Consider the following 26,425-nt stretch of genomic DNA (forward strand, 5'->3'; position numbering starts at 1 on the left):
CGCGCGCCGCGCGCATCTCCTCCTGCACCCCCGTGAACGCCGGCGCCCGGCGCGCCCGCGGCGCGTGGCGCATCGGTTGCTATTCGACGTCGCCAGCAGGCGCTCGAACGCAGACGGCGAGGCCGCGTGGAGGTTCCCGACCCACGCACGTCTGGCCGGAATCCTCCGGCCGATGCCCGCCCGACGACGCCCTGCCGACACGACAGAGAAAGGAGCTTGCTGTCATGAACAAGATCGCCCTGCTGTTCGGAGGCTGTGTTGCGCTCGCGTCGATCGCGGCGGCCTCTCCCGCCCAGGCTGGCTGGACCGGCTACGTTTCGGAAGAAGACGCCCCCGCCTACTGTCCCGGCCCCGAGGCCGCCACCGGCTTCGCGTGCTGGGGGGATTACTGCGACGAGGTCGCGCTGCACTGCAATGGATTGCCCTCCTGGAGCTCTCTGGACATCTCCACCAGGTACTGGACGAGCTACTTCTCCGAGGAGGGGGACAGCGATCTCGGCGAGCTGGTGTGCTCGGACGGCCCGAGCGGCGGCAGCTGCGAGGCGTTCGAGCTCGGCGACAACGTGCGCTACTGCTTCGGTGGCCGCGGGAGCAAGGGCATCGTGACGGGCATCGATTGCGCGGACAGCTACTGCGACGAGATCTCGCTGGAGTGCACCAAACCTGCGGTTGGGCGCCTCACGGGCTGCTCCTGGTCGGACTGGCTGTCGGAGGAGGAGTGGTACGTACACTTCGGCACGAACCGGTTCATCACGGCGGTGGAGTGCAGCGGCGACTACTGCGACAACAAGCGGTTCTACGTCTGCTCGCTCGTCCAGTAGCGGCCCGGGCGCTGCGGCGCTCGCCGCGGGGTCGGCCCGGCGCCTCGTGCGTCGTGGGGCGCCGAGTTGTGATACTGCTCGTCTCCCGGGGGGAGAAGGAAAGCACCATGTCGGAGTCGAAGCTCGCCGCGCCGCAGATGGTCATCGACAGCCGTATGCTCTATTCGAGCTGGGTCCCAGCGGATCCGGCCGCCGCCGCGGCGCTCTTGCCGGACGGGATCAGGCCGGCGGAGAACAAGGCCATCTACATGAACCAGTACGTGGTCGACAAACCGGAGCAGACCTCCGGCTTCGGCGCCTATTCGCTCACCTACCTGGGGCTGGATCTCGCGGATCACACGACGCCCGACGGCGCGAGCCCGGCCCGGTTCTTCACGCACTACGTCAACTCCTCCGAGACGGTGCGCCGGTACGTGCGCGAGCGCGGCGTGCCGGCGTCGCCCGGGGCGACGACGCTCGAGCTGCACGGCAGAGAGCTCGTGGCGACCACCTCGGTCGACGGCGTGCCCATCATCCGGACCACGGCGCTCGTCGGCAACAAGATCGGCGTGGTCGCGCGCGGCCACCTCGCCTACGTGACGAAGGTCGACGGACGGCTCGTCGCCGGCAACTACCCCTATATCGCGGACATGGCCGACCCGTACGAGCTCCTCGCCGTCGAGTTCCTCGCGAAGGATCACCCGGTGTACGCGCTGCGGCCCGGGAGCCCGATCCAGGTGGTGAAGAGCGCCTCGTGGTACTCGCCCCGCAGCTCCTTCGTGTATCCGGGCGGAGAGCGGGACCTCTTCTGAAGGCCCCTCCCCCGGCCGCCCTTCGCTCCGGCGCGGCAGCGCGTGCCGGGAGCTGAAGCATCCCCCTCGAATCTTCCGGGAATATTCACAGGGAGGCGGGGAGACGGGGAGTAATTTTTTAAAACTCCCTGTCTCTCCGCTTCCCTGTTCCATATTCCGCTACAATGCCGACCCAATGAGATGATTCGTCAGTACCAGGAGTTCACCGGGACGCCAGGAGAGCCAGGATTTTCTCTCCCTGGCGTCCTTGCGCCGGATGGCTCGACTTCACGTCGTCCGACCCGCTTCGTCCGAGCGCCAGAGCGCCGTCCCCTGTAAGCCCGCCGCCGCCATGGCAGGGCGAGCGGCCCTGTACCCATCCTGCCCGCGCCGGCGAGCGCGCGCGCACCCACACCGAAGGACAGGCGGCCAGGGTGGATTGGATGGGATCTCGCCAGAGCGCGCGGTCGCGAAGGGGGGAAGGCTGGAAGACCCACGAGCGCATGGTCCTCGTTCGTCGCGCCGCGGGCGGCGACGGAGACCCGCGCGGCCCCGTCGTGCACAACGCGGGTGCGGGTACGTCGGTTGCTCCGAGCCCGTCCGCGGCCGGAGCCGGCCGCTCGTACAAGGGAGAGAACGAATGAATCGACTGATTCGACTCGGAGCACTCTCGGCCTTCCTGTCGCTCGTCCTCTGGGGCGGCAAGGACGTGGCGGCCGCTCCGATCCCCGCCGCGCTGAGCAGCAAGCAACTCAAGGACCTGACGACCGCGGACGAAGGCACCACGTGCCAGTCGCTCACGCCGAACCTCGTGCTCACCAGGCAGGATACCTGCGAGTTCGTCGGGCTCCTGTGGTCCACGGTCGGGCAGGTGTGCACCGTCGTGAGGGACAAGTGCCTGGCCGAGGGCCAGCAGCCGCCGGCGCGAGCGGACGAGACGGCCACGGCGAGCTGTCTGCCGCCGGCCGAGTCGCGCGTCGGCTGCACCGCGACGGTGGCCGAGTACGAGGCGTGCATGCTGGCGAACGCCGAGAAGGTCCGAGCGCTCAGCTGCGATTCCGCGACGAGCGCGCTCGAGGCCCCCGTCGCGGCGTGTGACCTCATCGCGCAGAAATGCCCCGATCTCGGCAAGACCGACGACGGCCAAGGCCAGGGCGAAGACCAGCCCTGACGCCGCCGCAAGGCGCGCCCCGCAGGACCCTGCCCGCCTCGATCCGGCCGCGAGGCGCGCCGCGGCTACAGCGCTGCGCTGCCGATCTGCTGGATCGTCGCCTCCACCCGCAGCCGCTCTCGCTGCTCCGGTGACGACTGGATGAGCTCGTTCAGCTTGCTGTAGATGACATAGAGCTTTCCGTCCCGGAGCACGCCGGTCGTCGGATAGACGTCGCCGAGCCGCTCTACCGCGCGCAACCTCGCGGTGCTCCAGCCGTCCTCGCTCGACAGCGAGAACGCGGCGTTCGACGCGACGCCAGCGGCCTGGTTCGCGACGACCACGAGATCTTTTTTCCCCACCAGGGTCAGCCCGTCGCCGCCCACGAACCGCTCGGCGACATCGACCCTGGCGAACCGCGAGGGGTTCGCGAGCGGCACCTTGAACAAGCTGCCATCGCTCTTCTTGACGACCAGCAAATAGCCATCGGGGTGGACGACCACCCCGTTGAGGTTGATCCCATCGCCGGTGAATTGCTCGTCCCGCAGGAAGACGGCCGCGTTTCCCTGCGGATCGACCTTGTAGATGGTCGGCGAGAAGCTGTCGGTCACGTAGGCGTTGCCGGCCGAGTCCAGGGCGATGCCGTTCACGAGGTGAGCGCCGGGGGACAGCGGCGCGAGATCCACGTAGTGGATGGCCTTGCCCGTGGAGAGATCGTAGACGCCCACGGCGGCCAGGTTCTTCGGCCCCGCGGCAGATGGCTTGATGCTCGCGCCGAGATCGGAGCTCACCGCCCAGAGCCGCCCCCGCTCGACGTCCACCGCGATGCCGAGCACCGAGCAGAGGCGTGGGTCGTCGACGACACGGGAGACGCCGCCATCGCCGTCCACCGCGTAGATCGCGCCCTCCCTGAACGAGCTCACAAGGAATTTGCCTCGGCTGCCGTCGAATTCGATCGTCTCCGGATACAGCGCTGGCCTGTGGACGGTGATGGGCTGTCCCGTGCGCTCCAGGGTGACGACCTCCGCGCGCGCGCAGCCGGCGGCCGTCAGCCCCATCGTCGCGACCGCGCACAGAGCCCGGGCGGTCAACCCCGCACGCGCCGAGCGCCGCGCGCTCGGCGTCCTGTTCATGATCGACATGTCAGCTCCTGTTCTGCCGAGACATCCCCTCAGTTTCTTCGGAAAATTCACAGGGAGGCGGGGAGACGGGGAGGAAAATCTTCACAATACTCCCTGCCTCCCCGCCTCCCTGTTCAATTTCCCCGCTGAAAACGGCGGCAAAATGAGGGGGATTCCTCGGCCTGCTCTGGACAGGCCCGTGCGGTGTGCGGAGCGCGCTACCGAGGCGCGCTGCCGGACGCCCGCGGGCGCCTCTCCCATGTTGTCCATTCGTCGACGAATCGCTCTTCGATCCAGGCCTTCGCGGCGCGCGCGTGCCTCAGCTCCTGGCGCAGCTCGAGGACCCGCACGGCAGCCTGGGTGTCCGCGCGCTGCGCGTCGGGGAGGAGCACCGCTTCCTCGAGACGCGCCTCGATCTCCCTCTCACGACGCGCGAGCTCGACCATCTGCTCGCTCGCCGCGGCCGCGTCGGGCGGCGATGCCGTCGCGTCGAGGGCAGCGCCACGATCCCGCGCGAGCGCGCCGCCCGCGCCTGACGCGAGCACCGGCGGCCGCGCGCGCGCCACCTGGACGCTCAGGCCCGCAGCCGCTACGCCGGCCGCGGCGAGGCTGGCGATGGCCCGCCGCCGGCCCCGAGGGCGCGGCGTGGATCGCGCCCGGCTCCCCGCATCCAGGAGGCGCCTGACGCGCGGAAGGAGCGCGCCCGCCGAGCGCGCCATGGCCGGGACCAGCGCGCGCCGCGGGGCGAGCGACGCGCCCGACGCGACCTGGACCAGCGCGCGCGCCAGACCGAGGGGATCCCCCGTGAGCTCGACGGCGCGATCATCGCAGGCGAGCTCCGCTGTCTGGCGGAAGCGGGACGACGCCCAGTGGACGAGAGGATGCGCCCACAGGACCGACTGCACGAGGCCTGCGGCCGGAAACCAGAGCCCGTCGCGGCGCTCGAGGTGCGCCAGCTCGTGCGCGAACACGGCGTCGACCTCGGCGTCGGTGAGGGCGGCGAGCCTCGCCAGCGGGACGCAGATCTCGGAGGCTCCGATGACGAGCGGGCTGCCGACACCGGCGCTCTCCGTCAGCGCGACCCGGCGCAGTCCGATCCGGGCGCGCAGCCGCTCGAGCCGCTGGAGCAGCCGCGCGTCCTGCACCTCCCTGCGCCCGCGGAGCCCACGCCACAGCAACAGCGCCGACGAGGCGAACCGCAGCAGCCCCAGCGCGGCCGCTCCGGCCGTGCACGCGGCGAGCAGGTTCCACCCCTGGCTTCCCCCGGCGCGCCACGCCGGTGATCCGGCGCCGGCGCTCTCCCTGGTCGAGCCGGCCTCCGGCGCGGCATCGAGGACCGCCGGCGTGGGGGCGTCCTCGAGCGACAGGACGGCGATCTCTCCAGGAGATGCCGTGTCGCCGGGCGCGCGCTCGAAGCCCCATGACATCGCCGCCGCGAGCAGCAGTGTCGCGAGCGGACCGAACAGCGCCATCTTCCAGAGCAGGTGCCGCGTGGAGGACGAGAGGGATCTCCGTCGAGCCAGGAGCGCCGCCGCCCCGGTCCACACCGCGGCGTGGACCGAAGAGGTGAGCAGCAGCGCCAGCCAGAGGGCGGCCATGCCGGGCCAGGCGCCCGGCCCTGCGAGCAGGTGGAGCGCCAGGATCACGCGCCTTTCTCCTTGATCAGCCGCTGCATCTCCTCGAGCTCTTCAGGGCTGAGCTGCTCCGACTCGAGGAGCTGCGCGGTGAGGGCCGACGCCCTGCCGCCGAAGAACGAGCGCAGCACGCGGTGGAGCACGCCCCTGGCCGCCTCCTTCTGGTCGACCGACGCGCGGTACACGAACTGCCTGCCAGACCTCTTGCGCTCCACCCACCCCTGCTGGCTGAGCCGCTGCAGCAAGGTCGCCACCGTCGTGGGAGCGAGCTCCCGCCCGTCCTCCGCCATCGCCGAGACGACGTCCCCGACGGTGCCTTCCCCGACGGCCCAGAGGGCCTTCATCACCGCGAGCTGCAGATCGGTCAGCGCTTCGGTTCCCACGACGACAAGTGTCGTTCATGGGCGGCCGTCCGTCAACTACAAATGTAGTCGCGCGAGCTCCGGGGCGGCGGCCGGCGGGATCCCGGGTCCGGTCGGGCCGCGCTTTACGTCGGCAGCTCCTCGAACTGAGGGAAGGCGTCCGTGATCTGATGCCAGGGCGCCTTCGAGCCGACGTGGATGTGGTGATCGGGCCCCTTCGCCGGCGCACCGTCGAGCGTGCCGAGCTGCACGTGCGCGAACCGCTGCTCGCGGACGACGTCGTACACGGGCGAGAAGCATTGCTGGCAGACGCAGCGGTACCCGTCCTCGGACTCGCCGACCCGGAGCAGGTGCTCCCGCCCCGCGGTGACGCGGAGCCTGTCGATCTCGATCCCGCCGATGGCGGCGCAGGCGGCGCCGGTGCGCCTCCGGCACCTCGAGCAATGGCAGTAGAAGGCGTAGCCGAACGCGTCGTCGACCTCGAAGCGCACGGCACCGCAATAACAAGCTCCGTTCAACATGGCCCGTTTATCTCCCTCGAACGCGGCGCCTGAGCGCGCCGCTCCGGCTCCCTCGAACGCGGCGCCTGAGAGCGCCGCTCCGGCGCTCGCGCCCCCTCACCCGTCGGGGAACGGGATGAACTCGATGTCGTCCCCCGGCACCTTGGGAAAGAGCCCTGCCTTCCAGTCCTGCTTCGCGCGCTCGATGCGCTCCGGCGAGCTCGAGACGAAGTTCCACAGGATGTGGCGGTCGCCGTCGAGCGCGGCGCCGCCGAGGAGCATCACGCGGCTCTGCGAGAGCGCGCGGAGCTCCGGCTGCGCTCCGGCGCGGAACACGAGCATCGTCCCCTCGCCGAAGCGCTGGCCCTCGCAGCCGACCGACCCGTCGATCACGTAGGCCGCGCGCGCCGCGTGCTCCTCGGGCAGCGGGAGCGTCGCGCCCGGGTCGAGCTCCGCGTGGACGTAGAGCGTCGGCGACAGGACGCCGACCGGCGAGCGCGCGCCGTAGGCCTCCCCCGCGATCACGCGCAGCACGGCGCCGTCCCGGGTGACGACGGGGATCGTCGCCGCCGGGTGGTGCTCGAAGCGGGGCGCGTCCTCCTCGCGCTCCATCGGCAGCGCGAGCCAGCACTGGACGCCGTGGAGGTGCGCCTCGTGCGCCAGGTTACCGCGCTCGGAGTGGACGATGCCGCGCCCGGCGACCATCCAGTTGACGTCGCCCGGCCGGATCGGCTGCGCCGTGCCGAGGCTGTCGCGGTGGAGGATCTCCCCCTCGAACAGGTACGTCAGCGTCGCGAGCCCGATGTGCGGGTGCGGGCGCACCGAGATGCCCTGCCCCACCGCGAAGCGCGCAGGGCCCATGTGGTCGAAGAAGACGAACGGGCCGACGAGCCGGCGGCGGACCGACGGCAGCACGCGCCGCACGGAGAAGCCGCCCAGATCGCGGGCGCGCGCGTCGATGACGAGCTCGATCGCGTTCGCGGACGAGTCCACGCAGGCGGGTTCATGGTCGGCGTAACGGCTCATCGGGGGCTCCTTCGCAGCGCTGGGCGGGGGTGCGCGGGGCGTCGCCTCGGTCCAGGGATCGCTACCCTAGCCCAGGAGGCGCTCCGGATGTGTAGCGGCTCGTCGCCCAGGTGTTTGCGTGGCTGCGTGTGAGGTGGTGCCAAGCCGCCGGGGGCCTGCCGTGAGCGCGGAACCGGGGAAGTTCTTGGGCGACGGCGCTGGCGCGGAGGAACGAACGGCGGAGACTTTGACAATTCTCAATGGCTACACGGGACGCGGGCGGCTGAACCCTCTTCCGGTGTGGCCCGACGCGAGCCCAACCGGCCGCCTTGTGATCTCCGGTATGGACGAAGGTCACGCCCCCGGCCCACGAGGCCCTGCCGCCCGCGTTGCTGCTGCTGCCCGCGCCGGTGCCGCCGCCTGTGCCGGCGCCCGAGCGCCACGCTCGCGGCGATCGGGTGAAAGCTGCGGGCGTGCTGACCCCTCTACGCGAGCCGCGGTTTCGCCAGCGCTGCGGGCGTGCCGAGCGGGGCGCCGCCGGGCCGATCACAGAGGAGTCCGAAGTGAGGCGCCCACGCGCTCGAGGCGACCGACGGCCGCGCTGAACAATTCTTCCCGAGCGCGATCGTGCAGGCGCGTGCGAGGGTCGCGAAACCGATCTGCACCCGCCCGCGTAGCACCCTCGAACCACGCGCCACTGGCCATCGCGGGCCGACGCGGGCGCCCGCGGCCGCTCCGGTCTCCAGCGCGCGTTGGAGGAACGATCGCTGCACGCCGCTCGCCGCGGCGGGGGCGATCCAGTTCGCGTCATCTCATTCACTGCTTCTGGAGGATCGTCATGAAGATTCGGCGTCGCACGCTGTCGGCCATGTCCCTTGTCCTCACCCTCGCCGCTGCTTGCAGCGATGGCGGAGGCGGCGATACCACAGGCGCCGGCGGCATGGGCGGGGGAGGCGCCGGCGGATCTGCTGCCGGGGATGCGGCCACGAGCTTCGAGGTGACCATCGAGAACGTGACGCCCGCGCGGGATTACCGGGTGGCCGGCGTGTTCAACACGCCCGTGGGCGAGAGCATGCCCGGACCGCTCTTCCCAGAGAAGAGCTTCGAGTTCCGCGTCGGCGCCCTGCCAGGCGACAGGCTGTCGTTCACGACGATGTTCGGGCAGTCGAATGATCTGTTCTATGCGCCCGATGGCGCCGGGATCGCGCTCTACGACGAGGCGGGCAGCCCGGTGAGCGGGGACGTGACCGACCAGGTCCTGCTGTGGGACGCAGGCAGCGAGGCCAACGAGGAGCCGGGCGCGGGGCCGAACCAGGCGCCCCGGCAGAGCGGCCCGAACACGGGCGCCAAGGACCCGGACAACACGGTGCGGCTGGTCCAGGATGGCTATACCTACCCGGCGGTCGAGGAGGTCATCCAGGTGATCGTGACGCCGGAGCCGGGCAATGAGTTCACGATCCGGATCACCAACATGTCGGAGGTGGGAACGCTGATGCCCGAGGGCGGGGAGCCGGCCGCCGTGCCGCTGTCGCCGGGGCTCTTCGTGGTGCACACGATGGAAAACCCGCTGTTCACGGTCGGGCAGGCGTACCCCGGTAACGGGCTGGAGGCGCAAGCCGAGGACGGGAACCCGATGATGCTGCACGAGGGGGTCATGCCCCGCGCGGGGCTGACCTCGCCGGCGGCGCCGGGCGTCGCGGTGGTGCACGGGGCCGCAGCGCCGCTGTTCAGGTCGGGCGAGGCGGACCGGAGCAAGGGACTCGAGATGCTGGCCGAGGACGGGAACCCGACCACGCTCGCGGAGTCGCTGGAGGCCGAGGTCGGGGGCGAGAGCGGGCTCTCGTCGGTGCTGGTCTACGACACGCCCGCGGGTGCCTCGATGCCGGGGCCGCTGCTGCCCGGCGCGAAGTTCAGCTTCAGGGTGACCGCGCGGCCCGGCGAGCGGCTGAGCTTCGCGTCGATGCTGGGGCAATCGAACGATCTGTTCTTCGCCCCGAGCGAGGAGGGGATCGCGCTGTTCGACGCGAGCGGCGAGCCGCTGAGCGGCGATGTCTCCGACCAGGTCTCGATCTGGGACGCGGGCACCGAGGCCAACCAGTGGCCCGGCGTGGGCCCCGACCAGGCGCCGCGCCAGGCCGGGCCGCAGATGGGCGCCGACGATCCCACGGACCGGGTGCGCTCCGTCGATGACGGTTATCTGTATCCTGCGGCCAACCAGATGCTGAAGGTGACCATCAGCCCGGCGCGGTAGCGGGGACCACGAGCGGCAGCGCTGGCTGCTGAATCACGGCCCCGGGGACGCCCGAGGCCGTTCACGCGTGACCTCCGAGCAGGTGGAACGCTGACCTGTCGCGCGCTGGTCGCGAGGTCGCGCATGCTACCGTCCATTCCGATCATGGAAGGCTCGATCCTCCGGCACATCGTTGCAAGCGATGGGACGCGCATCGCGTGGCACACGCACCAGCGCCCAGGCGACGAGGTGCAGCTGCGGGATCGAGCGCCTGTCGTCCTCACGAACGGCCTCAGCACGACGGAGAACTTCTGGAAGCACCTCGTCAGCGCGCTCGCAACGACGACCCACCTGGTCCACTGGAGCTACCGGGGCCACGGGCAGAGCGAGACGGCGCGCTCGGGCGACTACGCCATTCCGACCCACGCAGACGACCTTCTCCGGGTGACGGAGGCGGTCCGTGCTCGTAGTACGTTCGCCGGCGCGCCGGTGCACATCGCCTTTTCCATGGGCGTCACGGTGCTGCTCGAGCTCTACCGCCGCCGCCCTGATCTCGTGCGCGCGATGGTGCTCATCGCCGGCGGCGCCGATCACCCCTACGCGTCGAACGCCGCCTTCCGGATCCCCGGCGCGCGCGCGGCCCTCCGTGTGGCGCTACGGACGGCGGCCCCCATCGTCCCTCGTATTGCGCCGGTCGTGCGCCGCGTCACGGCGTCCAAGGCCCTCTTCCCCCTGGGCCAGGCCGCGGGCGTCTTCGGGCCCGAGGCGCCTCGCGAGGAGCTGGAGCATTTCCTCCGCGCCGTCGGGACCATGGACCTTCGCGCTTACTGGGAGTCTCTGCGGTCGTTGATGGAGGCACGCGCGTCGGACGTCCTCCCCCAGGTGCGGGTGCCGGTCCTGGTGATCGCGCCCGAGCGCGACGTGATGGCCCTGCGGGCCGATCTCGACGCGTTGCGCCGCCTCATTCCGGGTGCCGAGTGGATGATCGTGCTCCGCACAGGCCACGCGATGCTCCTCGAGGCAGGGGGCGTGGTATCGGCCCGCATACAGGAGTTCTTGCTCGGCCTACAGTAGCCAAGAGCCCATGGGCCAAGCTCCCGCCACCTGCACAGCCGCCTCGCCTGTAGCCGCTCCCTCCTCGCGCGGTGTCGCAGCTGAGCTCGAGCATCGTCCTGCCACGTCGGCGCGCGTGGCAGCGGCGAGAATCGCCGCGCGGTCTATTCCAGGGCCGGTGTCGCTCACCGACAGCCGTATCTTCATCTTTCGCGCATGCGGCCCCAGATTCAGCTCCAGCTCGATTCCCGTCGTCCTCCCCCAAGAAGCAGCCATGTTCCTCGTCGAGCAGCCACCTGCCAAGACCGCGCTGCCGTGGGCGATGACATCGAATGACCAGTTCCCGGTCGATCCGCCGCCCAGCTTCGACGACCCGGCGCACATCGCCTCACGGCGATCGAACACCATGATCCGGGGGGCGACTGGGATCCGTTCTTGAACACCCCGTCAAACCAGGAGCACCCGGCCGGCCACCCCCGGTGAGCGGCTCGGGCCTGTACGCGCTGGCGCACTTCTTCGGCCTGGGGGAGCTGTCTACGCCCCTCGTGGGGACCCTGGCGGGTGCGGCACCATCGAACCGCCCAGGGCCGACCCCTGCCAACGCGCAGTCATCCTGGCCCGAGCAGCCCCGCGATCCGCTCCACGCACACCGCCGGAACCCCGCGCTCCGCGCTGTCGTGGCGCATCGTCGCCGCGTGCCCCCCGTCGTAGACGACCACCTCCCCGCCCTCCAGCCCCCCGCAGATGCGCGCGAACGCGTCCTCGCGCGGCCGCAGCGTCAGCACGCGCAGCCCGGGCCGGTCGGGGATCCGGAAGGAGACCGGCTCGCTCGGGAGGTGGTGCGCGGCGAGCTCTTCATGGATCGCGGACGCCGGCACGCCCCGCAGCGCGCCGAAGCTCGCCGGCAGATCGAGCGGGCGCTCGATCGGCGAGTCGAGCGCTAGGCAGTCGACCGCGGGGTGCAGCCCGGCGACGATCATCGCGCCGAAGTTGCCGTGGGACGCCGCGAGCAGCGCGGCGCTGCCGGCGCCCAGCCGCGCGCACAGGTGGTCGATCGCGCTCCAGAGCAAGATCGCCTCCCAGCGGCCGCTCGTCACGAGCGGCTGGCCGCGCGGGTTGCGCACGCCCACGTACGCGATCGCATAGAGGCCCGCGACGCCGCGCTCGGCCAGCGCCGAGACCAGCGCCGCCGCGGCGTCCGGGCCGGCGCGGAAGCCGGGCACGAGCACGATGGCCCGCCGGGCCTCGCCCACCTGCATGCAGGTGAGCTCCGCGAACGGCCCGTCCGAGCGCGGCAGCGGGACGTCGACGCGCCGGGCGCCGCGCGCCCGGAACACGCGCTCGGCGAGGGCGCGCGAGCCCTCGAGCACCTCGTGCGTGAAGATGTCCGTGGGCCGCAGCGCGCTGTCCGCGGCGGCGAGATCGCGCCAGTGCGCGTAGCGCCCGACCGGCAGCGTCGGCGCGGCGAGCGGCGCGCCCGGCGCGACCGCGATCTTCAGCGCGCGCCCGGCGAAGGCCGGCGCCACCTCGCGCGAGAGCGACGGGAGATCCACGACCGGCGCCGCCAGCGGGAGCGGAAGCGGCGCCTCCCCGCGCGGCCGGAAGGGCCGGTCCGGCGCCTCCTCGGCGCACCGGCGGACGAGCGCGCTCCCGGCGAGGCGCGCGTCCGCGCCCGGCGCCGGCACCACCCGGCCGTCCGCCTCGTCGGTCAGGAACACCGCCTCGTCGTCCGCGTGATCGTCGTCGACGATCACCAGGAACGACGCCACGTCCGGCGCCGGATCGACGGGGAACCACCGCCACAGATCCCGCACGAACGCCCAGCGCCGCGCCGCGAGCGGCGGCTCGGGCCCCCCGGGCAGCGCGACCGCCGACGGGGCCGATGGGCCGGCGGCGAGCTTCCGGCGCGCGTGCGCGACGTAGGTCGACCACGCGGGCCGCTCCAGCACGCCCACGAGGTCCGAGCGCTGCAGCTTGGGGCCCGTGTCGAGCAGCACCCACCCGTCGTCCCAGCAGAGGTTCTTCGGGGAAAGATCGAGGAGGATCCCCTCGCGGCGGAAGAGATCCCCCGCCTCCCCGAGCGCCTCGACCAGCGCGGCGCGCCGCGCCGGATCCAGCTCGCCCGCGAGCAGCTCCGCCTGCAGGGTGGGCCGGGCGCAGAGCTCCTTGGTGATGCCGCGCGCGTCGGTCTCCACGATGGCCGCGGGCCGGAGCGCGCGGAGCGCCGCCGCGCGGCGCGCCGAGAGCGCCTCCACCCGGAGCGCCTCCCGGAAGAAGGCGACGCCCGCCCGCGACCGCTTGTACGCGAGCCGGGCGCCCGTCTCCAGGCAGCGCGCCTCGTAGACCACGCCCACGAGGCCGCTGCCCAGCGCGCCGCCGACCCGCAGGAACCGCCCGCCGACGCGCACCACCGCGCCCTCGGGCAGCGCCTCCGTGGCCTCGACCAGCGCCCGCTTCAGGCGCGGGCTCCGGGTGATGGCGCTGACCAGCCCGAGCTGGCGCGAGGTCAGCCGGGGTCGCGCCGAGGCATCCATCCGCGGCTTACTTCTCTTTCTTCGGGAAGAGCGCCTTGCGCAGGTGCTTGGCCGCGTGCTCCAGCTCGACCAGCGCCTCGATGGATTTCACCGTCGCCTGCTCCACGCCGAGCAGCGCGGCCGCCCTGGCCACCGCGGCCTTCTCCGCCTCCGCGTAGGTGCCGTCGGCGCGCGCCACCTCGATGGCGTCGCGCAGCAGCATGCGCGCGCGGAGCCCGCCCTTCTTGAAGCCGGGCAGGAGCACCTCGAGCTTCCCGCTGCGGAAGTCGAAGCCCTCGACCTCGCGGGTCAACGACTCCGGGAGCCCGAGGCGCTGCATGCCCTTGCGCAGCGCCTTGAGCTCGGCCTCGGGGATCTCCCCGTCGGCGCCGACGATGACCTTGAGCGCCTTGAGGTACGAGAGCGCCTGCTCGTCCGAGCTCGGCAGCCGGCCGTACCTCTCCTTCACGCGTGCTTCGTTGATGGCGACCATCAGGCTAGCTCCTCCTTGAGGGGCCCCACCGTATCAGGGCGGCCCGATCACGGGAAGCGCCCCGCTCAGGCCGAGCCGCCGACATCGTCGTGCTCCCGGCGACGGCGTGAAGCGGCGCCTCTCCGGGAACAACGCTTCTCCTCGACGAGGCAACGGCTCCTCACCTCATGCGACGGCGCTCCCCTCGTCGACCCACGCCCGCGCGAGCTCGAGCGTGCGGGCGTTCTCCTCGACGCGCTCGAGGGACCGCGCGCGCCGCGCGGGGTCGTCGAGCTGCGCCGCGGCGTCGAGGAGCCTCGCGCGCCCACCTCGGCCGCCGTCGCGCGGCGTTTGACGCGCGGGCAGGGCGCTTCACGGCGGCGCGGCGATACCCTAGCCTGGCCGTGGATCTCCGCCGCGCCACGAGCGCCACAAGGAAAGAAGGACCATGGCCGTCACCTCTGGCTTCGACCTCACGAGCGAGCGCTTCTTCGCCGATCCATTCCCGACGCTCGATCGGCTCCGCACCGAGGCGCCGGTCTACTTCTTCGAGCCGCTGCAGTGCTTCCTCATCACCGCTCCTGCCGATATCGAGGGGCTCGTGAAGGACCCGAGCTTCACCGCGCGGCGGGCGACGGCGATCCTCGGCAGCCTCGGCATGCTCGGCGAGGACGAGCTCTCGAGAAAAACGTTCGACTCCTTGTCGCGGCTCGCCTTCTTTCAGGACCCGCCGCGCCACACGAAGCTTCGACAGCTCATCATGAAAGGGTTCTCTCCGTCGGCCGTCGAGTGGATGCGCCCGCGGGTCGTGGGGCTCGTGCAGCGCGCCGCCGAGAAGGCGCGGCGCGACGGCGAGATGGATGTCGTCTCGGCGTTCTCCGAGGCGGTCGCGCTCAACACGCTCGCCGAGATGTTCGTGATACCTGAGGCCGATCGACCGCAGTTCATGAGATGGTCGACGGACCTCCTGAAGCTCGCCGGCGGCGGGGTCACCTCGGAGGAGCAGAAGCGGGCGGTGAAGCAGAGCTGCTGCGACATGGTCGACTACATGATGCGGCTCGTCGAGGAGCGCCGGAAGGCGCCGGGCGAAGACGTCGCGAGCAGGTTCATCGAGGCAGAAGGCGGAGACACCGAGCTTGCGGGCGAGGCGGCCATGCAATGCTTCCAGATGGTCGCCGCGGGATTCGTCACCTCCGTGAACCAGATCGCGAACACCGTGCTCGCGCTCCTCAACCACCCCGCCGAGCTCGCGAAGCTCCGTGAGGCGCCGGGCCTCGTCCGCGGCGCGGTCGAAGAGAGCCTGCGCTTCGAGCCGTCCGTGCTCTCCCTCAGCCGCATGTGCGCGAGGGACACGGAGATCCGGGGCACCAGGGTCTCCGAGGGGCAGTTCGTCTTCGCGATGATCGCCGCGGCGAACCGCGATCCCGGGCTGTTCTCCGAGCCGGACCGCTTCGATATCACCCGGCAGCAGAGCCGGCACCTGACCTTCGGGAGCGGCGCTCATTACTGCCCCGGGGCCCCGCTCATCCGGATGGAAGTGGAGGAGTCGGTGCGCGCCCTGCTCTCGCTGCCGCGCTGGGAGCTCGCCGAACCGACGTTGAGCTACGCCGGCTCGAACCTGCAGGACCGCGGGCCGAGCTCGCTGCGCGTTCGTTTCCCCGCAGCCTGAAGCGGGCGGGCTAGCACTACTGCGGGAAGTCGGACGGGGAAGCGAACCGCCATGACGCCAAGAAACCCGAGGAATGGTAGGAAATAATGCCGAGACGGCGCGTCCTCTCTCCCCTTGGCGACCTTGGCGCCATGGCGGTTTTTCTGCCGATCCGGGGCAACTTCCCGCAGTAGTGCTAAGCGCGGGTGCCGACGGAGGACAGGACCCGCTCGAGCTCCGTGGGATCGATCGGCTTCGTCATGTGCAGATCGAACCCCGCCTCCCGGGCGCGGCGGCGATCTTCCGCGTGGCCGTACCCGGTCTGAGCGATGAGGTAGGCCCCCGCCGTGGCGGGATCGGCGCGCAGCGCCCGCGCGAGGGCATACCCGTCCATCCCCGGCAATCCGAGGTCGCAGAGCACCACGTCGGGCGCGAGCGTGCGCCCCATGGCGAGCCCCGCGGGGCCCGTGTACGCGACCTCGGCCTGATACCCGAGGAGGGCCAGCAATTGCTTGAGGATGTCCGCCGTGTCGAGGTTGTCCTCGACCACGAGCACCCGGAGCGACTCCTCCCGCGACGCGGTCGCAGGCCGGACGGGCTCCGGCCCTCGGATGGAAGGAACTGGCGTGGAGGAGAGCGGCAATCGGACGCGGAAGGTCGATCCGCGCCCGGGGCCCTCGCTGTGGGCCTCGACGGATCCGCCGTGCATCGCGATCAGGCTGTGCACGAGCGAGAGCCCGAGGCCGAGGCCGCCGCGCCGTCGATCGAGGCTGCTGTCGGCCTGGCTGAAGGTCTCGAAGACGCGCGGGATCATCGATGGATCCATGCCGATCCCCGAATCCTCCACCACGATCACCGCGGTGTTCGTCGCCGGATCCGCCTCCAGGCAGGCGACCACCCGGCCCCCCGCGTCCGTGAATTTGAGCGCGTTGTGCAGGAGGTTGCCGATGACCTGCGCGAGGCGCGTGTGATCCCCGGCGGCCCAGACCGGCTCGTCCGGGAGGGAGACCAGAAGCTCGATGCCATTGTCCTGGAAGCTCGGCGCATAATCGTCCGTGACCTGACGGACGATCCGCGCGAGATCACAGGGCTCTTTTCGCAGCTCGATCTTACCCCGGGCGACACGCGACACGTCGAGCAGGTCGTCGATCATCCGAGCCATGTGCGCCACCTGGCGCGCGATCATGTCGCGCGTCCGGACGGCCTCGGGCGCGTCGCCGCCGGTGATGTCGAGGACCTGGATGGCCGTCCGGATGGGCGCGAGCGGATTGCGCAATTCGTGGGCGAGCATCACCAGGAACTCGTCCTTGCGGCGATCGGCCTCCCGGAGCGCCTGCTCGCTCGCGAGCAGCGCCTGCTCGGCCCGCTTTCGTTCGGTCACCTCCTGCACCACGACGTTGATGCCGAGCATCGTGCCCGCCTCGTCGCGCACGGGGTGGACGCTGACCAGCCAATGGTGGTCCCCCTCGGGCCGCGCAACCCGGAGCTCGCAATTCGTCACCTCCTGCTCCGTCTCGAGGACACGCTTGCAGAGGTCCTTGAAAGGCGTGGCCTCGGGGATGAACTCGCCGAGCGTGCGGCCGATGTGCTCGGAGATGGGCCGACCGGTGATGCGCGCGAGCGTCTCGTTGACGCTCACGTACCGGAGATCCCGGTCGAGGAAGCAGAGGCCGACGGGGGCCGTCGAGTACACGTTCTGCAGGAGCGCGAGGTGGCGCTGCGCGGCCTGCTCGCTCGCGCGCAAGCTCCGGCAGAGGCGATTGCGTTCGAGGACGGCCGCCACCTGCACGCTGAGCGTCTGCATGAGCGAGAGCTCGTCGGCGTTCATGTGCGAGCGTTTGCTCGTGGCGAAGGCCAGGGTCCCGAGCAGTCTGTCGTGCGAGATGAGCGGATATCCCGCATAGGCCTGCACGCCCGCCTTTTTCAGCTCCGCCCCGCATTCCAGGCTCGAGCGCTGGAGATCGAAGGCGATGAGGGGCGTCCGGGTCGCAGCCACGGTCCCGCACATGAACTGGCCGAACCTGATCGTCCGATATCGCCGCTCGTCCTCGGGCGAGATGCCCGCGGCCGACTCGAGGACGAGGGTATTCGGCTCGTCGCCGATCATGTAATTGAAGTAGAGCTCGACGCCGAGGTCGTTTGCCAGCTCCTCGAAGAGGGATCCGAGGAGAGCCGAAGGCTCGTCGCAGAGGACGAGCCGACTCGCGGCTTTTGCCAGGATCCGCAGGTGCGCGTGTCCGGCTCGCGCTTGCCCGGGTGTCTCGGCCGCAAGAGCACATTTCGGGTTGGGCGGCACGTGTACCCATCGGGCGGCACCGAGGGCTTCCTCGAGCCAACCCCCTTTGCCTTCACCGTGCAGTCTACTGCGCGGCAGGCACGGCGCCACGGCGACGCTCGCCGAGTCCGAGCGTCCGCATTTCGCAGAATTTCCAGCGCCGGGGCGCCGCACCGCGTCCCGCGCGCGGGGTCTCAGCGGCTGGCCGCCGCCCAGCTGGCCAGCGGGTGCGCCTCGAACCAGGGCCGGGTGGCCTCGGCGATGGTCGAGCGTCTCGCTAACCGATGTTGCTCGGCCGGTACCAGTCGAAGTTGTTGTGGAACGGAAAGCTGTTGATCCCCAGGCTGATGCTGGCGTCGAGCGCGCGGACGTGGTGCCACCAGCCCACCGGGATGAAGAGCGCCTCGCCCGGCTCGAGCACGACGTCCTTCACGAGCACCGGGGCCATCGAGCCTCGCTCCGGGTCCCGATCGGCGTACATCGCGCGTGCGCCGTCGAACAGCGACGTCTCGAACGGCGCGATCATGCGGTAACGCTTCCTGCCGTACACCTGCCCGAACAGGATGTTGGACGTGTCGTAGTGCAGCGGCGTGACGGTCCCCGCAGGGCCGAGCCAGAGCGCCGAGGCGCCCAGCAGCCGCTGCGCGGCGCAGTACCCGTCCGGGAGCACCACGTCGTCCAGCAGCGCGCCGAGCCTCGTCCGCTCGAGGACGCGGTTGTTGGCGACCATGTAGAAGTCGTTCGTCTCCTCGCGCGCTGCGCCGACGATGCGCGCGACGAAGTCGCGCAGCGGCGTGCTCTCCGTGTGCCGCGCCGCGTGCATGTCGTAGTCGGGATCGCTCTGGCGTCCTGTCGTGACGTCGACCACGACATCGCCGAAGCGCTCGGAGAGGTACGCCGGGGTCCACCGGCCGAAGGCGGGCCAGCGGGTCACGACGTCGGTCAGGACGACCGGGATGTTGCCGGCGACATAGACGTCGCGGAGCTCCTCGCCAGACACGCCGGAGCGCCGCGGAATCCCCGTCGGGTCGCAGGCGGTCGACGCCATTCGCTGCTGGAGCCGCGCCAGCATCTCGTGCCGCCGCGCCGACCTGGCAAAGGGCCGAGCGGCGACGAAGATGGGCGAACGGACGATGGCCGAGAGCAGCTCTCCGGCCTGTGCGCTGCTGACGCCGGCCGCCTGGAGCTGCTCCGAGATCACGCCCTCGGGCACGCCGCGCAGCAGGTTCTCCGTGGCCCAGCGCCACCACTCGGGCGCAACTTCCAGCTCGCGTTCCTGTTCGCCCATCTTCGACCTCACGATGTTGGGGAGCGCAACGGTGCGACGATCGAGCGCCTCACTTGCACGGGGGAGGAGGCGGCGGCATCGGCGGGATGATCTCCCCCTCTTCCCCGTCCGGCGGCGGCGGCATCGGCGGGATGATCTCCCCCTCTTCCCCGTCCGGCGGCGGCGGCGGCATCGGCGGGATGATCTCCCCCTCTTCCCCGTCCGGCGGCGGCGGCGGCATCGGCGGGATGATCTCCCCCTCTTCCCCGTCCGGCGGCGGCGGCGGCATTGGCGGGATGATCTCCCCCTCCTCCCCGTCCGGCGGCGGCATCGGCGGGACAATCTCGCCGCCCTCGCAGTCCGGAGGAGGCGGCATCGGCGGGATGACCTCCTCGTCCGGAGGCGGCGGCGGCATCGGTGGGATGATCTCCCCCTCTTCCCCGTCCGGCGGCGGCGGCATCGGCGGGATGATCTCGCCTTGATCGACCGGATCCTCTCCCTCGTCCACGCCCGGAGGACCACAGGCGACCACGAAGACGGCAGCCGCCGCTACAGCCGCTCGAGACACCCGCTGCACCAGGGCCGCCGTCCGAGGCGGCGGCGTGGGCAGCGGCGATAACAAGGCTGCATCGTCCGAAAGAAAGTTACGTGACATGAACACCTCCGCTGACGGCAGCGTGCAGGACATGTGCCATCTCGCTACCGCCGGATATCCCTGGAAATCACGCCTTCTACAGCGCCGCCCGCCGCGCATGGCCCAGAGTGGCTCACCGCAGCGCCGCTCACCGCAGGGCCCGCGCGAGCGCCGCGTCGTCGACCTCCTCCTCGGCGGCGTGCTCGAGCGCCGCGCGCAACGCATCGTCGGCCGTGCCCTCGGCGGCGACGCGGATGAGCTCCTGCGCGTCGGGGTAGCCGGCGACGCGCAGAAGCAGGGCGGCGCCCACCCGGCGATCCCGCGGCGCGCTGGCGTCGTCGAGGGCGTGGAGCGCGTCCTCGGGGGTCAGGCCGGCGGCGCGGTAGTCGCCACCGGCGAGCATCTTGCGGAGGTCCTCGCGCCAGACCGCGGGCTCGCGGCCGCGCCGCTCCAGCGCCTCGGCGCCGCGCGGCGCAGCGCCGCCGACGGCGCCCTCGTGCGCATCGCGGATGCGCTGCGCGAGCGCTTCGGTCAGGGTGTCCCTTGTCCTGAGCACGACCGAGGTGCCACGGCGGGAGAGGAGGAGGAGCCGATCACCGAGCGTCCGGACCGCGGCGAGCTCGGCGTAGGGCATCCAGACGGTCGAGAAAGGCCGCTCGACGCGCACGCCGTCGGTGCCCACCACGACCTGGGTGCTGCGCGCAGCGCGGCGAAGGAGCCACGTCGACAGCAGGGCGAGGGCGGCCCACGCGACGACCGGCCAGAAGCTGCCGGCGTTCGACAGCGGCCTGGTGAGCGCCGAGATCACGATGAGCCAGAGGATCGTGAAGACCGGCACACCGACGCAGCCGGCCGCGAGCTCGCGGTGGACGCCGCCGAGCGAGACAGCGACGCGCCGCTCCGTGGGGCCGATCCCGAGGGCGGCGAGCAGGCGCGCGCCCTCCTCCTCGCGCGCGACGTGCACCTCGAGCACCTGCCCGCGGCGCAGGCGTAGCTCCACGCGGACGTGCGGATCCGACAGGACCAGGCCAGAGCGGATGTCGGTGCGCGGGATCGATCGCTTCACGGCGCCGTAGGTGAAGCGCAGCCCGGCCGCGTCGGCGGCCACATGCGCCGGCCCCTTCCAGCCGACGGCGGTGGTGGCGAACAGGGCGCTCAAGAAGGAGAGGCCCAAGGCGGCGAGCACGCCGGGCAGGGTCAGGAAGAGAGCGCTGACCGCGAACCTGCCGAGGCTCGGATCGTGGAGCACGCCTGCGAGGACCGAGGCGATCACGCTGACGAGGAAGGGCCCCGCGATCGCGAGCAGCGCGAGGCCTCCGAAGATGCGGCCGAGGGCCTCGTGGCGCCTCGCGACGCGGCGGCTGGTGAGCCTGAAGCCAGATCGGGAGGTCGCCCTCATCGCCCGGGCCATTCTGCGCTCTTTGTCGGGGAGATCTCCAGCGCGTACTTCTCGGCTCGTCCGTTGGCCTCATGGGTCGTGCTCCCCTTGCGTCCGGGGCCCGCTCCCAGCACCGAGATTCCGCTGTTCATGAGCGACGCGAACTGGCCGCTCGGTAGAGGCGGATCCCCAGCGCCGGCGCTCTCAGGCATGAGGGCGGGGCAGCCCGATCCGACGCGGGCGAGGGGGCCTCACAGCACCCCGCTCAGACCCGCGCGATCGCGGCCTGCAAACCCGATTGGAGGGTCCCGCTGATCCGCAGGGACGACCAGTCGACGTCGAGAGCGACAAGCGATCGCGCGACCTCCGCCGATATCCCGGTGAGCGAGCAGGTCGCGCCGAGGAGCCTCGCTGCCCCGATGGTCTGGAGCAGGTAACGGGAGACCTCGTCGCTCACCGAGGGCACGCCGGTGATATCGATGATCAACTCCCGCGCCGCGGTCCTGACGATGCTCGACAGCACGCTCTCCATGATCTGCTGCGAGCGCCTGCAGTCGACCGTGCCGACGAGCGGCAGGACGAGGATGCCCCGCCAGACCTGGATCACCGGGGTAGACAGCGCGAACAGCGCCTCCTGCTGCTCCTCGATCAGCCGGATCTTCTCCTGCAGCGCCGCCGTGCGGCTCAGGACCAGCTGCTCGAGCTGTCGCTTGCTCTCCCGCAAAGCCTCCTCGGCTCGCCGCCTCCGCGCCGCGTCGTGGATATCGACGAGGATCGCCTGGTCCGACGCGAGATCCACCTTGCGAGCGTAGCACTCCACGTGGAGCAGGCTGCCATCCTGGAGCGTACGGGGACGGCACTCGAAGCTCTTGTGGACGTCGCTCAGCAGCTCGGGCCAGAGCTTGCGCAGCGGATCGAGCGGATGAGCGACGCCGGCGCTGCCCTCGACGACCTCGAAGAGGCGCACGCCCTCGTGCCCGACCTCGAACATCTCCAGCAGGCGGGCGTTGTAATCAGCGACGGAGCCGTCGAGTCGATAGACAATGACGGCGTCGCGAAGCTGATCGAACATCTCGCCCAGCCTCGCCAGTGAGCGGTCCGGCTGCCTGTGCCCAGGAGCGGCCTCGCTGCGTGCTATATCGTTGTGCTCCTGCATCCCGGCGCCCCTCGCTCAGCGTTCATCGCGCTGCTCAACCGCGCGTCCTCAGCCATTCCATGGCATTCTGCTCGGAGAAGAACGAGGCGTTCACGTTGTCGATCTCGTTCGCGAATCGCTCCAGCGCGAATCGATTGGCGTCGTCCTCCATGCTCTCGTCTCGCTTGACGAACACGGCCAGGTGCCGCAGGCCGGCTGCGAAGAGCCGCGGCATCACGTCGTCTCGCAGGTAATCGTTGACGCCGTCCCAGCTCGCGGCCCACTGGCTCAGGTCAGCGAGGATCTTTGTGCACTTGCTCTCGACGAAGGCTTCCACGAAGTGCCCTCCGAGAATCTCCTTGATCTCCTCATCGAAGACCTCACCGAACCACCGGTGGATGAGGATGCGCTGATCGCGATAGGCGCTCTCGATCGTATGGATGCGGCGGCCGAGGATGTTGAACGTATCGATGGCCCCCGCGGTCTTCACGACGGAGATGCCGGTTCGTGTCTCGGTCGATTGCTTGATAACGACCCTCATGGATCCCCCCTGATACCGCCCGGTCAGACCGGCGGCCCTCGACGACGCCTGCCCCTGGGACAGGACACCTCATTCCATCTGACCTGTCAAGATCAGCCCGGACTGACATCTCGGCGGACGTGAACCACGTCACAGGTGAGCCCCTCCAGGCGACATGTCGTGACTCGGCTCCTAGGGCGACGCCCGGCGGCACCGGCGACCCGACCTTCACCCGCCTATGTGAGGACGCCGCCGCGGCGAAATCGCCGTTCCCGGGTATCCCCACGTGCTCTCGGTGGACAGCCGCTCACCCCGCCGTGGTCCTTCGTCCTTGAGCGACCGGGCGCTACCCGTGGATCCAGTACCGGTAGCCGTTGGTGCGGAAGGGCACGTCGAGCTCGCGGCAGATCTCGGCGATCACATCGGGGGTGAAGAAGTAGTTGCGGATGCGGGCGATGTGCTCGCCGTCGGTCTCGACGGTCCAGACGGTGCGCACCGCGGGTCCTGTGTCGTGATCGAACCAGAAGAACAGCAAGAGCTCGCCGCGATGCTCGCGCACCTCGCAGCGCGGCGGGCCGCCGAGGTAGCCGACCAGGTGACGGGCGTCGACCCCGCCGGCGTCGGTGGTCGTGATCGGCGAGAGGCTGCCGACGAACGACCCGGTGCGCGGATCGGCCGGGGGCTCGCGCCCGTACTCGGTCACCACGCCGACGATCTCGGTGATCGAGCTGTCGAGGAGCAGCGAGGTCAGGGCCGGCAGGTCGCGGGCGTTGAAGGCGGCGCAGAAGGCGTCGAGCACGCCCGGCGCGGGCGCCCGGGGCTCGTCGGCCTCGGGCGCGACGAGCTTGCCGCGGCCGCGGTGCAGCGCCGCCTTGACCGCGCCGACCGAGGTCGAGAGCGACGCGGCGACCTCTTCGAGCGAGAAATCGAACACGTCCTTCAGCACGACCGCCGCGCGCTCCTGGGGCGACAGGTGCGCGACCAGGGTGCCGGCGGCCTCGCGCGACGCCCGCTCGTCGGGCGCGTGCCCTGGCGCCGGGTGTGCTGCCGAGGGCTCGCCGAGCGCGTCGCGCTCGAGCCGCTGCCGCCGGGCGCGGTCGATCCAGAGGTTCGACGCCACCCGGAACAGCCAGGCGCGCGGGTTGGGCACCTCGTGGAACAGCGTGCCGAGCGTGACGAAGCCGCGGGCCATGGTGTCCTGCACCAGGTCCTCGGCGTCCCACGGGCTCCGGGTCAGGTAGCGGCAGTAACGGTACAGCTCGGGCCGGAGCGGCTCGAACACGTCGAGGAACCGCTGCCATGACGCCTTCACGTCATTGCTCAGCTCGCCGAGGTCGCGCGGCTCGTCGCTCATGACCAGACCGGCTCGTAGCACAGGACCGACAGCCCGCCGCCCAGGTTCTGCGTCCGGATCTGCCGCAGCGAGAGGCGATGGTCGCGGCGCGCGAACAGCGGCGTGCCGCCGCCGAGCACCACCGGGTGCACGATCAGGCGGAATTCGTCGACGAGGCGGTGCTCGATCAGCGTCGAGACCAGGGCGGCGCCGGCCCAGGCGACGATCGGCTTGCCGGGCTGCCGCTTGAGCGCGGCGATCTCCTCGGGGTCACGGGCCACGCGGGTGTTGGCCCACGCGGCGTGCGTCAGGGTCCGGGACAGCACGACCTTGGGCAGGGCGTTCATCTTGCGCGCGAACGCGAGGTCCTGGGGCGAGCGCGGGCGCGCCTCGGCGTCGGGCCAGTACTGGAGCATGAGCTCGTAGGAGGTGCGCCCGTACACGGCCATGCCGACGGAGTCGATCATCTCGTCGCAGTACCGCTCGAACTGCGGGTTGCCGTCCTGGAACCAGTCGAGCTCGCGGCCCGGGCCCTCGATGTAGCCGTCGAGGGACGTGATCATGGAGACGTAGAGGCGTCGTTCGGTCGGGGGTGTCGTCGTCATGGCCCACCGACGAACGGCGCGGCCGGGAGGATACGGGGGGCGAAAAAATTGTTGGGAGGAGAGGAAGAAGGAGAGATTCACAGGGAGACGGGGAGGCGGGGAGGTGAGAGATGGGGGTCAGCCGTTCGAACCATCAGGCTCGGCGCCGGCGGCTTCGGGCGGCAGCGATGCCGGGCGGCGAGCGGGCTCGAAGGATGATCCCCACCTCTCGCCTCTCCACCTTGGTCTGTCTATCTCTCTCTCCTCCCCGTCTCCCCGTCTCCCTGTGCACTCTCTCTTGCTCTGTTGCCTGTCCCTGAGCGGCTCAGACGGAGCCTGAAGTGGCCCAGCACGGTCCAGGCGTCGAGTACATCCTCCTCGCTCGGCGTCGGCCCGATGTTGTGGAGGACGAGCGGGACGCCGCGCGGCCCCTTGCGATCGCTGACGATGCCCACGTGATCCGGCGTGCACGAAGGGCACGGCTTGAGCGCCCAGACCACGATATCGCCAGGCTCCCAGGTGCTCATCGCGGCCTTGTCGAACGTCCTGGGGAGCGACGTGGCGTGGGCGCGCAGGTAGGTAAGCATCGGCCCGACGCGCCGATGGTCGATGTTGCGATCGGGACGCTCGACCGTCGTGTAGACCGCCCGGCGCGCGAGGATGTCTTCGTGAATCTGCTCCTGGAGATCGATGCCCGCAGCGCGGACGGCTCGGACGACGACATCGGTGCAAACCCCACGATCGGGGGCCGGATCGCCGTTGGGGTAGCCGATCGCGACCCACGCAGGATCGTAGGTGACGCCGCGGGCGACCTCGAGGCGTGCGCGGGCGACGATCGGATCGGCGGACGCGAGTGCGATGGCGGGCTCGGCAGGAGGCGCCGGAGCAGCAGGCGCGGGCGCGGGGAGCGGCGCGGGCGCCTCTGCGCGTCCAGGCCCAGCGGCCGACGCGTGGCGGCTCTCGCGCGGAGCAGGCCCTTGCGAGCCACAAGCCACGAGGGTGACCGCGGCGACGAATCCCCAGGAACGTGAGCTCATGGCGCGTCATCGGCCGGAGCGGGCGATCTGTGACAAGGACGGCGCACGAGCGCCCCAGGCTCTCGAGCTCCTCCCCGCCCTGCCCTGGCGGCGCGCCGCCCTCCGCGCGACCTGCGACGACGGCGCTGGGCAGACGCCGTCGGTGCTGTACAACCAAGGCTCACCCCTTGCCGAGGAGCTGCCGCATGACGCGTCGTCTTCAGGAGCGCCTGCTCGCGATCATGGACCGCAAGAACCACTGGGCCTGGGCGCACCTCACCGGCCCCGGCCTCACGCGAGACCAGCTCGCGGTTCACTTCAGGCACGAATACCGGGTCTACGTGCGCGACTTCCCGGTGCTGCTCGCGCGCGTGCTCGGCCAGTCGCCGCCGGCCGCGGTGCGCAGCGCCCTCGCCGAGAACCTCTTCGAAGAGCAGACGGGCAAGCTCTCGCTGGGCGTGTCGCACCCGGCGCTCTTCCTGGAGATGATCGACGGCCTGGGCATCCCGCGCGCGGCCATCGAGGACGAGTCGATCCCGCTCGAGCCCGAGGCCCACGCTTACCGGGCGCTGCTCGACCGCGCGAGCGCGGCGCCGCCGTGGGTCGTGGGCGCGGCGGTGCTGACCATCTTCGTGGAGGGCAGCGTGCACGAGCGCGCGGAGCTCCTCGGGCAGCGCGAGGCGCCGCCGATCGAGGAGGCGCTGCGCGCGCACCCGATGGTGCGGCACTACGGGTGTCCGCCCGAGCGCATGCGCCTGGCGAGGGCGCACCGGGCGGTCGAAGGAGGGCACCGGCGGGACGCGTGGGAGATGGTGCTGGGGCACGTGCCGGACGAGGGCCCGATGGCGGACGCGGTCGCGTCCGCGGTGGCCGCAGCGCACGCGGCCTGGCTGGCGTACCGGGATGGGGTCGGGCGCGCCATGGGGCTCCGGCAGGCCTGAGCTGGCCTCGGCGCACTCCTCCGGTTCTGCCTGACACGCGCAGGGTTCACTGATAGAATCGCG

General features: G+C 71.0%; 24 protein-coding genes. 8 read left to right on the top strand and 16 right to left on the bottom strand.

The window, feature by feature from the left end; all coding sequences use genetic code 11:
* Nucleotides 1–224 precede the first annotated feature (224 nt).
* The 3 genes from WMF12_RS34110 to WMF12_RS34120 all read left to right on the top strand — a co-directional run bounded on the left by WMF12_RS34110 (nucleotide 225) and on the right by WMF12_RS34120 (nucleotide 2,762).
* The gene (locus WMF12_RS34110; RefSeq protein WP_437852141.1) at nucleotides 225–821 is read left to right on the top strand and encodes a hypothetical protein; all 597 of its coding nucleotides are present in this window, start codon (nucleotides 225–227) and stop codon (nucleotides 819–821) included.
* A 107-nt stretch (nucleotides 822–928) separates the two neighbouring features.
* A complete protein-coding gene (locus tag WMF12_RS34115; protein WP_437740865.1) occupies nucleotides 929–1,612 on the top strand; it encodes a hypothetical protein in 684 nt (227 codons plus the stop codon).
* A gap of 619 nt (nucleotides 1,613–2,231) precedes the next feature.
* On the top strand, nucleotides 2,232–2,762 hold the full coding sequence (locus tag WMF12_RS34120; protein WP_437852143.1) for a hypothetical protein: 531 nt from the start codon (nucleotides 2,232–2,234) through the stop codon (nucleotides 2,760–2,762).
* Between the two features lie 65 nt (nucleotides 2,763–2,827).
* Here WMF12_RS34120 and WMF12_RS34125 read toward each other — a convergent pair whose 3' ends face one another.
* From WMF12_RS34125 to WMF12_RS34145, 5 genes are all read right to left on the bottom strand, one after another.
* Nucleotides 2,828–3,883, bottom strand: coding sequence for a hypothetical protein (locus WMF12_RS34125; protein ID WP_437852145.1), 1,056 nt, complete (start codon nucleotides 3,881–3,883; stop codon nucleotides 2,828–2,830).
* 197 nt (nucleotides 3,884–4,080) lie between these two features.
* Nucleotides 4,081–5,508 carry a M56 family metallopeptidase gene (locus WMF12_RS34130; protein WP_437852147.1) on the bottom strand — a complete coding sequence of 476 codons (1,428 nt, stop codon included), beginning with the start codon at nucleotides 5,506–5,508 and terminating at the stop codon, nucleotides 4,081–4,083.
* Complete coding sequence (locus tag WMF12_RS34135; RefSeq protein ID WP_437524485.1) at nucleotides 5,505–5,879, bottom strand: BlaI/MecI/CopY family transcriptional regulator; 375 nt, start codon at nucleotides 5,877–5,879, stop codon at nucleotides 5,505–5,507. Before WMF12_RS34135 ends, WMF12_RS34130 begins: the two co-directional genes overlap by 4 nt.
* Nucleotides 5,880–5,983: 104 nt before the next feature.
* Entirely contained in the window at nucleotides 5,984–6,379 is a 396-nt protein-coding gene (locus tag WMF12_RS34140) for a GFA family protein (RefSeq protein ID WP_437740869.1), read from the bottom strand.
* Between the two features lie 96 nt (nucleotides 6,380–6,475).
* Nucleotides 6,476–7,384 carry a pirin family protein gene (locus WMF12_RS34145; protein WP_437852149.1) on the bottom strand — a complete coding sequence of 303 codons (909 nt, stop codon included), beginning with the start codon at nucleotides 7,382–7,384 and terminating at the stop codon, nucleotides 6,476–6,478.
* An 817-nt stretch (nucleotides 7,385–8,201) separates the two neighbouring features.
* Between WMF12_RS34145 and WMF12_RS34150 the strand changes: the two genes are divergently transcribed.
* From WMF12_RS34150 to WMF12_RS34160, 3 genes are all read left to right on the top strand, one after another.
* Entirely contained in the window at nucleotides 8,202–9,614 is a 1,413-nt protein-coding gene (locus WMF12_RS34150; protein ID WP_437852151.1) for a spondin domain-containing protein, read from the top strand.
* Nucleotides 9,615–9,737: 123 nt separating this feature from the next.
* Nucleotides 9,738–10,667, top strand: a complete 930-nt coding sequence (locus tag WMF12_RS34155; protein WP_437852153.1) for an alpha/beta fold hydrolase — start codon at nucleotides 9,738–9,740, stop codon at nucleotides 10,665–10,667.
* 157 nt (nucleotides 10,668–10,824) lie between these two features.
* A complete protein-coding gene (locus WMF12_RS34160) occupies nucleotides 10,825–11,085 on the top strand; it encodes a hypothetical protein (RefSeq protein ID WP_437852155.1) in 261 nt (86 codons plus the stop codon).
* 169 nt (nucleotides 11,086–11,254) lie between these two features.
* Here the strand turns inward: WMF12_RS34160 and WMF12_RS34165 are convergent, their stop codons facing one another.
* Both WMF12_RS34165 and WMF12_RS34170 read right to left on the bottom strand, forming a co-directional pair.
* Entirely contained in the window at nucleotides 11,255–13,180 is a 1,926-nt protein-coding gene (locus WMF12_RS34165) for a hypothetical protein (protein ID WP_437852157.1), read from the bottom strand.
* 7 nt (nucleotides 13,181–13,187) lie between these two features.
* Nucleotides 13,188–13,652, bottom strand: coding sequence for a TerB family tellurite resistance protein (locus tag WMF12_RS34170; protein ID WP_437740893.1), 465 nt, complete (start codon nucleotides 13,650–13,652; stop codon nucleotides 13,188–13,190).
* A 427-nt stretch (nucleotides 13,653–14,079) separates the two neighbouring features.
* Here WMF12_RS34170 and WMF12_RS34175 point away from each other — a divergent pair, with 427 nt between their 5' ends.
* Nucleotides 14,080–15,300 (top strand): cytochrome P450, encoded by a 1,221-nt coding sequence (locus WMF12_RS34175; protein WP_437852159.1) that lies wholly within the window; start codon nucleotides 14,080–14,082, stop codon nucleotides 15,298–15,300.
* Between the two features lie 175 nt (nucleotides 15,301–15,475).
* On the opposite strand, the gene WMF12_RS34180 is transcribed toward WMF12_RS34175, so the two are convergent.
* From WMF12_RS34180 to WMF12_RS34220, 9 genes are all read right to left on the bottom strand, one after another.
* Nucleotides 15,476–17,665, bottom strand: coding sequence for an ATP-binding protein (locus WMF12_RS34180; RefSeq protein WP_437852161.1), 2,190 nt, complete (start codon nucleotides 17,663–17,665; stop codon nucleotides 15,476–15,478).
* 166 nt (nucleotides 17,666–17,831) lie between these two features.
* Entirely contained in the window at nucleotides 17,832–18,842 is a 1,011-nt protein-coding gene (locus tag WMF12_RS34185) for a cupin-like domain-containing protein (protein WP_437852163.1), read from the bottom strand.
* A 49-nt stretch (nucleotides 18,843–18,891) separates the two neighbouring features.
* Nucleotides 18,892–19,476, bottom strand: coding sequence for a hypothetical protein (locus WMF12_RS34190; RefSeq protein WP_437852165.1), 585 nt, complete (start codon nucleotides 19,474–19,476; stop codon nucleotides 18,892–18,894).
* A 127-nt stretch (nucleotides 19,477–19,603) separates the two neighbouring features.
* A complete protein-coding gene (locus WMF12_RS34195) occupies nucleotides 19,604–20,866 on the bottom strand; it encodes a hypothetical protein (protein ID WP_437852167.1) in 1,263 nt (420 codons plus the stop codon).
* A gap of 232 nt (nucleotides 20,867–21,098) precedes the next feature.
* A complete protein-coding gene (locus WMF12_RS34200; RefSeq protein WP_437852169.1) occupies nucleotides 21,099–21,905 on the bottom strand; it encodes an STAS domain-containing protein in 807 nt (268 codons plus the stop codon).
* A gap of 118 nt (nucleotides 21,906–22,023) precedes the next feature.
* On the bottom strand, nucleotides 22,024–22,509 hold the full coding sequence (locus WMF12_RS34205) for a hypothetical protein (protein WP_437852171.1): 486 nt from the start codon (nucleotides 22,507–22,509) through the stop codon (nucleotides 22,024–22,026).
* 325 nt (nucleotides 22,510–22,834) lie between these two features.
* Nucleotides 22,835–23,842, bottom strand: a complete 1,008-nt coding sequence (locus WMF12_RS34210) for an RNA polymerase sigma factor (RefSeq protein WP_437852173.1) — start codon at nucleotides 23,840–23,842, stop codon at nucleotides 22,835–22,837.
* Nucleotides 23,839–24,426 (bottom strand): dihydrofolate reductase family protein, encoded by a 588-nt coding sequence (locus WMF12_RS34215; protein WP_437852175.1) that lies wholly within the window; start codon nucleotides 24,424–24,426, stop codon nucleotides 23,839–23,841. The genes WMF12_RS34210 and WMF12_RS34215 overlap by 4 nt, the downstream gene beginning before the upstream one ends.
* A 230-nt stretch (nucleotides 24,427–24,656) precedes the next feature.
* Nucleotides 24,657–25,442 (bottom strand): DUF1287 domain-containing protein, encoded by a 786-nt coding sequence (locus tag WMF12_RS34220; RefSeq protein ID WP_437852177.1) that lies wholly within the window; start codon nucleotides 25,440–25,442, stop codon nucleotides 24,657–24,659.
* Nucleotides 25,443–25,627: 185 nt separating this feature from the next.
* Here WMF12_RS34220 and WMF12_RS34225 point away from each other — a divergent pair, with 185 nt between their 5' ends.
* Nucleotides 25,628–26,362 carry an iron-containing redox enzyme family protein gene (locus tag WMF12_RS34225; RefSeq protein ID WP_437852179.1) on the top strand — a complete coding sequence of 245 codons (735 nt, stop codon included), beginning with the start codon at nucleotides 25,628–25,630 and terminating at the stop codon, nucleotides 26,360–26,362.
* Nucleotides 26,363–26,425 lie beyond the last annotated feature (63 nt).

This window comes from Sorangium sp. So ce363 (assembly GCF_051520435.1).
In the GTDB taxonomy this organism is placed as follows: Bacteria; Myxococcota_A; Polyangia; order Polyangiales; family Polyangiaceae; genus Sorangium; species Sorangium cellulosum_B.